Genomic DNA, 7,480 nt, shown 5'->3' on the forward strand with positions numbered 1-7,480 from the left:
GTAATTGAATAGTATAAGATTCCATTTTCGATTTTGAATTCTATAATGGGCTTGACTGCATAGGGATAGCCTGAGTCCACATACTTGGTGCCGTTCCAGTAGAACCAGTGGCCTGTTGCCTGGTCAATGTATGGGCCTTTGTTTTCCAAAGTTCCGACAAGCTTCCTTATAGTCATAATCAAACCTCACTAATGATATTATATTTTTTATTATATATTTTATTATTTCTTTTATATAAAATATACTTTTTCATTATCATCACAACCGTCCCATTCCATGTAGAGTTTGTTGTCCTCCCATACGAATCTGACATTATTGACAATAGCTACATCTGGAAGCTCACAATAAGTGACTCCATCCAATTTAACCGAATACATTGATCCGTTTCATTTAAAATTTTTAACTTCCGATGAAACCTCTTGGGATTATTTTAGAACAAATGACCTTGCAACTAAATTTCGCCCATTTGATTTTAAGTATGATATTAAAATTATCAACAAGTATGAAAGTTATTAATTTATTAATATAATCAATTCAGTTAATAATTTTATAAATTGTCCACGGAAAATTGGTAAGTAATCGAAAATCCGATTACCTACTTTTAGTTAGTTAATAAATTTACAATTAATGTAGAACCAATAATTTTTGGAGGGACATCAACATTATTATTAATGATTTTTTGAATTAAAGTTTAATTTACTATAAATTCAATATATACAGTCCAAAATTATTTCTAATTAATGTAATACTGAATAAATTATTTAAATAATTATTTGACAATCATCAAATAAAATTTTATAACAAAGTTGATTGAAAAGTACGCTTAAGTGGTAGAACTTTTTCGCGGGTTTCAATATAGCTAGGTTCTGAAATTTCCTTTACAACATCGCTTTCTTTAACTTCCCCAAGCAGCAATGGTGAATCAGGATTATGCAACTTCTGATTTCTTTTAACCAGCTTCATGTTACTGTTGGCGTAGCAATATCTACATCCATGTAAGCATGTATTATATGCTCCAATATCCCTTCCAAATATGCAATCACATTCACGGTTGCGGTATTTTCCTTTAGGCAATTTTAAATTATTTCCAATAGCCCGTTCAATCACTTTTTGAGTCATGCATCCAGATGAATCACAACCAAACTGGTCAAGCAAAGTCCCCTCAAGACATGTCTTTATTTGAATATCAAAATCATGAGCAATTTTTGAGAAATTTTCACCTATAATAAGCTGTTCTTCAACTTCAACTTCTCTGGCCTTAGGAAAATTTCTTACAACCTTCTTATACAAATCAATGAAACTTATTGTGCAGAAATTAGTATATTCTGAAAGCTCGGATGATATTTCTGCAAATTTTTCAATGTGAAAGTCCAAATTATACTTTTCAGTGACGAAAATCGGATCATATCTCCACTCCAGAGCATTCGGACCGACATAATTGGACAATCTTTTAAATGTCTTTATAACCCTTTTATAATCGGGAACATTGACTTCAACATCCTTGCCGTATGCATTTATCGTCATGAACCAGAACTGGTTATACTCAGATAATTTATCAATCTTTTTGACCAGCATTTTAGGGTTTTTAGAGCAGAAGCACATGCAGTCCACAACATCAGGACGAATAGGATATTTATAGATATCATTATTATAAGGATTCTTACTGCAGACAAAACCTTCATCAACTCTGTTCAGGAACCATTTGTGAAAAAAAGCGGGAATATCCGTTCTTGAACCGGTATTAATTATCATAAAAAAAAGAAAATGTAAAAGAGATTTTATAAATCTCTTCCGAAAATGTGTACTACTGCAGTTCCTCCGGTACCACCGATATTGTGAGTCATACCGAGTTCTGCACCTTCTACTTGACGTCCGCCAGCTTCTCCTCTGAGTTGCCATACGATTTCAGCAGCTTGAGCAATACCAGTAGCACCTAATGGGTGTCCACGTGCTTTAAGACCTCCTGAGGAGTTGATTGGGAAATCACCATCAATTTCTGTTTGACCTTCTTCGATAGCTATTCCACCTTTACCTTTTTCGGCAAATCCAAGGTCCTCTACTGCTAGAAGTCCGTTGATTGAGAAACAGTCATGAACTTCAGTAACATCAATGTCTTTGGTTGTTACTCCTGCCATTTCATAAGCTTTTCTGGAAGCTACTTTGGTAGATTCAATAGTAGTTATGTCTTTTCTATCATGTAAAGTCAATGTTCCAGAAGCTTGTGCGGAAGCTTTAACATAAATTGGAGTATCAGTGTATTTTTTAGCATCTTCAGCAGGCACCATTACAATTGCTGCTGCACCGTCACTTACAGGAGAGCAGTCAAGAAGTGTCAATGGATCTGCAACCATTGTGGAGTTGATAACCTTATCGACACTTGTTTCGAATGGGAACTGTGCATTTGGGTTTTTGGATGCATTCTTGTGGTTTACAACTGAAAACTGTGCCAACTGTTCACGGGTAGTTCCGTATTCATACATATGTCTTTTAGCAATCATTGCATATAATGACGGGAATGTAGCTCCTTGCTGTGCTTCCCATTCCTGATCGGATGCAGTGGCAATTGCCGGAGTGGCATCTACTACATCAGTCATCTTTTCTACACCTGCAGAAATTACCACATCATGAAAACCTGATGCAACAGCCATGATTCCTTGCCTTAAAGCCAATCCACCTGATGCACAAGCAGCTTCAACTCTTGTTGCAGGTATCGGATTAAGACCTACATGGTCGGAAATAAGGGCAGCAATGTGTTCTTGCTCTACAAATAATCCGGAAGACATATTTCCAACAAATAGTGCTTCAATATCTGCACCGTCAATTTCAGCATCATTAATGGCTTTTACACCAGCTTCGGCAATTAAATCTCTAAAAGATGAATCCCATAATTCACCAAATTTGGTTTGTGAAACTCCTATAATCGCAACATCTCTCATATCTAAGCCCCCTTACATTTTAATTTTGCCTTTGAATTTAGCATAAACAGCATAATCGACATATATCTTATTGTCAATGATATCCTGTGTTTTTGGAGCTAATTCTCTTCTTTCAACAATCTCATCTTTAACGGTTATTACAAATCCGTCACTTCCAGCACCTGAACCGTAAGAGACAACAAAGATTTTATCGCCTGGTTCTGCAACATCCAAAATGTTGGATAAAGCCAATGGTACAGCACCGGAATAAGTGTTTCCAATATTAGGAGTTAAAAGACCTTGTTTGATTTGATCTGAAGTGAATCCTAATTTTTTACCTGCCCTTAAGTAGAATTTACCGTTTGGCTGGTGGAAACAAGCATAATCATAATCTTCAGGTTTACTGTCAGTTTCTTCAAACAGCATTTTTGCCGCACTTAATACGTGCTTGAAGTATGCAGGTTCACCTGTGAAACGTCCACCGTGTGAAGGATAGTCCTGACCTTCCCTTCTGTAGAAATCAGGAGTATCTGTTGTGAAACTGCAGGTGTGTTCAATGTCAGCTATTGTATTTTCCTTTCCTATGACATAAGCCGCACCACCTGCGGATGCAGTGTATTCCAATGCATCTCCAGGAGCACCCTGAGAGGTATCGGCACCAATAGCCAATCCGTATTCAATCATTCCAGATTCAACAAGACCCATAGTCATTTGGATACCTGCAGTACCTGCCTTACATGCAAATTCCAAATCTGCTGCAGTCATCTTTGGAGTTGCACATACCGCTTCAGCAACAATGGATGCTGTTGGTTTTACTGCATAAGGATGTGATTCGGAACCTACATAAACGGCTCCGATTTTACTTGGATCAATTTGAGCTCTTGCTAGAGCGTATCTAGCAGCGGTTACTGCAATAGTAGCAGTGTCTTCATCAGCGGAAGGAACGGATTTTTCATTAACTACCAATCCATTTGATAAAGCTACAGGGTCATCACCCCATACCTTAGCGATTTCTTCCACTTTAATTCTATAAGATGGTACATGCGCACCATATCCTACTATTCCTACCATTAAATCACCTTAAATAATAATCTTAAAAGACATTAAAAATTAATTTAATTATTAATATTATATATTTATTATTATATAAAACTAACTACAAAAATAGGATTTTTAAACAAAATAAGAACTTTAAAATAAGATTTTAATAAAGATGCAGTTGCCGGGATTCGAACCCGGGTTGTAGGCTTGGAAGGCCCAAGTAATAACCAGACTATACCACAACTGCATAATAATTATAAAAAATGCGGCGTCCGGGATTTGAACCCGGGTCTCTAACGTGGCAGGCTAGAGTCTTAACCAGGCTGGACTAACACCGCATGAAAACTAACAACAAATAAACTTATGTTTTAATGATATATAAATGTTTGCATATTTTTGTAAAAATCTTAAAAATTTTAAAATGAGTAACTAAAAGTCACTCACAATCATGATTAAATCAGACTTTACGAGCAGTTACGCAAATCCAATCATTTTCATCATTTACATAAGCTTTAAAATCCTTGAAACCTGTTTTTTCAAGAGATTCCTTCAATACATCTTCAGAATAGATTTTCATATCCAGAAGTTCTACAAGATCATCATATTTTTCCATTTCACCTTCACGGTAAACTGCTTCATTGCAGAAAAATACCAGACCGTCATGTTTCAAGACACGATTGACTTCCTTTAAATCGTTTATGAAATCCGGCCAGAAATAGATTGTTTCAAAGCCTGTTACGATATCAAAGGTCTCATCATAAAAAGGCATGTCTGAAACGGAACCCTGCAAAACATTAACAATTCCACGCTCAATAGCTTCCTGATTCAGTTTGGTGGACTTCTCAACACTCACTTCTGAATAGTCAATTCCGACAACACGGCCGTTATCTGAAATCTGTGCGGCAAAGCGTTCAATGTTTCTTCCACCACCGCAACCGATGTCAAGAATTTTGCTGTCCTCCCGTATTTCAAAGTGGCTTACACCCCACTGCGCCATGCTTTCATGGGATTTGTTCATCCTGTCTAAAATCTGATGGCCCAGCTCGCCGACAGGTTTTCTTGCATTTTTAATAAGTTCCTTATCTTCAATATGATGACCTGTATTTACCTTATCGTTATCACTCATAGTATCACTTTTTCATTCCTTTACGTGTTTTTATCGCTTGACCTGTCTGGAACTGTTCTATTTCACATGCTCCCAATAGCGCTTTTCCATAGGCAAGCAGTTTATCTTCTTCATTGACAATGAGAACTTCATCTTTTGCCCTTATGTTTTCATCACAGTCTAGGACAAACTTGCAGAAGACACTTTTACCGTCAAGTGCAAACGGTTCTGAATCCTTGTTGACCACAACCCTGTTTTGAGGATAAGGCATAGCATTGTGAAGCCTTTTTGCGCCCTCTTTTGATAAAATCAGATAGGAATCTGATGCCCTCATATTCACAATTAATACTTTACCGTCATAGATGTGTCTGATTTTACCTGTTTTCTTACTTTTTTCTATGTTGATATTGCCTGTGAACAGTGCTTCTCCTGCACCGTATCCGAACTGATAGTCTGCAATTGCCTTGACCTTTTTGATATCATCCTTGTGATATCTTATCTCATCTGATGAAATGCATTTGTTGTAAAGGCCAACATCCAAATCCTTGATTATTTTTGAATGTATAAGAACCTGATCATAGTATTCGATGAATTCATTAATGAAATCCTCAATAAATTCAATGCTGTCAACATCACGTATTTTAGGAGCGGCATTTTGACTTAACGGATAGACTTCATCGATTTCTAAAGGAATCAGACCAAACGGAATATCAAGGACCATGAAATCAGTATTCTCAAGGTCGAGTTCCTGTTCCGCACCATAAATGTAAAACTCTCCAAGCTTTCCAGATATGAACTTGGAATACGGTTTTCTTGAAGGAGGAAGAATAATCAAGTCACGCTTTTTAGGCATTTCCCTGAGTTTCTGCATATGCCTTAAAACCTCACTTCTGCACAGTGATTCTGGACCTGTGTAGAAGAATGCTGACTTTTTGCTTCTAGGGTCATATTTTTCCAAATCATCTGAATAGTTGCCCAAATGTCTAACAGCATCAAGAAGTGCAGGATGTGCTCTGCAACGTTCCTCAACAAGCTCCATGAGACTGCCTTCATAGATGGCCTGCCTGATTAACCTTAACTCTGCAAATGAAACGTGAAGGTTATGCTGAGCTATAAGCTGCACTCTTTCCTCTTTAGGCATTGCCCTCAAGTCATCAGGAGTGTATTTGCTGCACACTTCACATGAACATGGCATTTCCTGAAGGTTTTCAAGCTTGAATGTTCCCCTTGTTGAAAGTAGCCTGTCGTCTTCGGCATATAAAATGTATGCCGCTGAATCAAACAGGTCACATCCCATAGCAACGCACAGTGCAAATATCATAGGATGTCCTGCACCCATGAGGTGGCGAGGAACAGTGTCTGAAAGCTCTTTCATTGAGTTCATAACGACATCAACGAGATCCTTATACTTATATGACTCCATCAGAGGGACAACCGCACCGATAGGATACAAATCAGCATCCAGTTTTGAGAGTTCCTTTGCACATTCACGCCTCAAGTCAAGGAATGTTGAGCCCTGAACAACTGAATTCAAAAGCATTTCGATGTTGTGCTCTTTTTTGTATTCGACTGCCTCTTTTGCACGCTCCAAAGTGATTTTCAAATCGGCTTCAGCCTTTTCCCTTTCAACAAAAGGCGCTGTAGGAATGTCGAGGCTTGTTCCGATATCTGTTTTGATGAGTTCCTGAAATTCAATTACTTCCTTGTTTGTTATCTCAACGTCACCATAGACTGACAGCTGAAATGAACCGGAATCAGTCATGATAGGGCCGTCAAAGTTAATCAGTTCATGCAATCCCTTTTCAACGGCCTGCTTTTTTAACTCCTCATCCTTGTAAATCAGGTAGGCATTGGTAATCACAATGTCGGCACCGTACTTTGAAACATCAACGGATTGTTTTCTCGGATGAATCACCGGCATCAATGCAGGAGTTTTTACATCACCATGCTTGGTTTTTAAAACTCCTACTCTACCCATATTATCCTTAGCTTTAATCTCAAACATTTTAATCTTACTCATTAAATTTAAAAATTATTTCAAAACAAAATTTATCTCTAAATAATTTAGAATGTTTTTACTTCTAAACTAAACTTTAAGCTAGAAATTATATAAATTTTGCTTATTTGAAAATGGAAAAAAAGCATTTAGCTATTAAAAAAAAGTCAATGCGTAAAATTGTTATTTAAATTTAATATTTATTAAAAATATTGCAAGAATACCATGACCTTTTAGGTCATGGATGAATTGCACAAAAAAATACTTATCAAATGCTCTCTTAAGAACTTTAAATACCAATGAAATCTAAACTAATAAATGACAAAGTTAATCAAAACTTTTTTCAACGATAACCAAGTTTAAAAAAGCAAAACATTAACATTTTTGTCTGAACCCATGGGACGAGGGAGATAGCCTAGGATA

At 36.8% G+C, this 7,480-nt stretch carries 6 protein-coding genes and 2 tRNA genes; all 8 read right to left on the reverse strand.

All coding sequences use genetic code 11. The features are described from left to right. Nucleotides 1–230: 230 nt before the first annotated feature. Nucleotides 231–377 (reverse strand): hypothetical protein, encoded by a 147-nt coding sequence (locus ACKI2P_RS04700; protein ID WP_407375478.1) that lies wholly within the window; start codon nt 375–377, stop codon nt 231–233. A 418-nt stretch (nt 378–795) separates the two neighbouring features. Beyond that, nucleotides 796–1,752, reverse strand: coding sequence for a DUF1848 domain-containing protein (locus ACKI2P_RS04705; RefSeq protein WP_407375480.1), 957 nt, complete (start codon nt 1,750–1,752; stop codon nt 796–798). A 26-nt stretch (nt 1,753–1,778) separates the two neighbouring features. After that, complete coding sequence (locus ACKI2P_RS04710; protein WP_407375482.1) at nt 1,779–2,936, reverse strand: thiolase domain-containing protein; 1,158 nt, start codon at nt 2,934–2,936, stop codon at nt 1,779–1,781. A 12-nt stretch (nt 2,937–2,948) separates the two neighbouring features. Further along, nucleotides 2,949–3,986 carry a hydroxymethylglutaryl-CoA synthase gene (locus tag ACKI2P_RS04715; RefSeq protein WP_407375484.1) on the reverse strand — a complete coding sequence of 346 codons (1,038 nt, stop codon included), beginning with the start codon at nt 3,984–3,986 and terminating at the stop codon, nt 2,949–2,951. 143 nt (nt 3,987–4,129) lie between these two features. Then, nucleotides 4,130–4,203, reverse strand: a tRNA-Gly gene (locus tag ACKI2P_RS04720). 17 nt (nt 4,204–4,220) lie between these two features. Next, a tRNA-Gly gene (locus ACKI2P_RS04725) sits at nt 4,221–4,294 on the reverse strand. A gap of 119 nt (nt 4,295–4,413) precedes the next feature. Next, nucleotides 4,414–5,082 carry a class I SAM-dependent methyltransferase gene (locus ACKI2P_RS04730; RefSeq protein WP_407375486.1) on the reverse strand — a complete coding sequence of 223 codons (669 nt, stop codon included), beginning with the start codon at nt 5,080–5,082 and terminating at the stop codon, nt 4,414–4,416. A gap of 4 nt (nt 5,083–5,086) precedes the next feature. Then, nucleotides 5,087–7,066, reverse strand: coding sequence for a tRNA guanosine(15) transglycosylase TgtA (gene tgtA / locus ACKI2P_RS04735; protein WP_407375488.1), 1,980 nt, complete (start codon nt 7,064–7,066; stop codon nt 5,087–5,089). Nucleotides 7,067–7,480 lie beyond the last annotated feature (414 nt).

The sequence above is a fragment of the Methanobrevibacter sp. genome (genome assembly GCF_045541095.1).
Classification (GTDB): Archaea; Methanobacteriota; Methanobacteria; order Methanobacteriales; family Methanobacteriaceae; genus Methanocatella.

Bases quoted from the DNA above. Each gene is read 5' to 3' on its own strand.
- ACKI2P_RS04700 (WP_407375478.1), bottom strand. From the start codon at position 377: ATGTATTCGGTTAAATTGGATGGAGTCACTTATTGTGAGCTTCCAGAT.
- ACKI2P_RS04705 (WP_407375480.1), bottom strand. From the start codon at position 1,752: ATGATAATTAATACCGGTTCAAGAACGGATATTCCCGCTTTTTTTCAC.
- ACKI2P_RS04710 (WP_407375482.1), bottom strand. From the start codon at position 2,936: ATGAGAGATGTTGCGATTATAGGAGTTTCACAAACCAAATTTGGTGAA.
- ACKI2P_RS04715 (WP_407375484.1), bottom strand. From the start codon at position 3,986: ATGGTAGGAATAGTAGGATATGGTGCGCATGTACCATCTTATAGAATT.
- ACKI2P_RS04730 (WP_407375486.1), bottom strand. From the start codon at position 5,082: ATGAGTGATAACGATAAGGTAAATACAGGTCATCATATTGAAGATAAG.
- tgtA (WP_407375488.1), bottom strand. From the start codon at position 7,066: ATGTTTGAGATTAAAGCTAAGGATAATATGGGTAGAGTAGGAGTTTTA.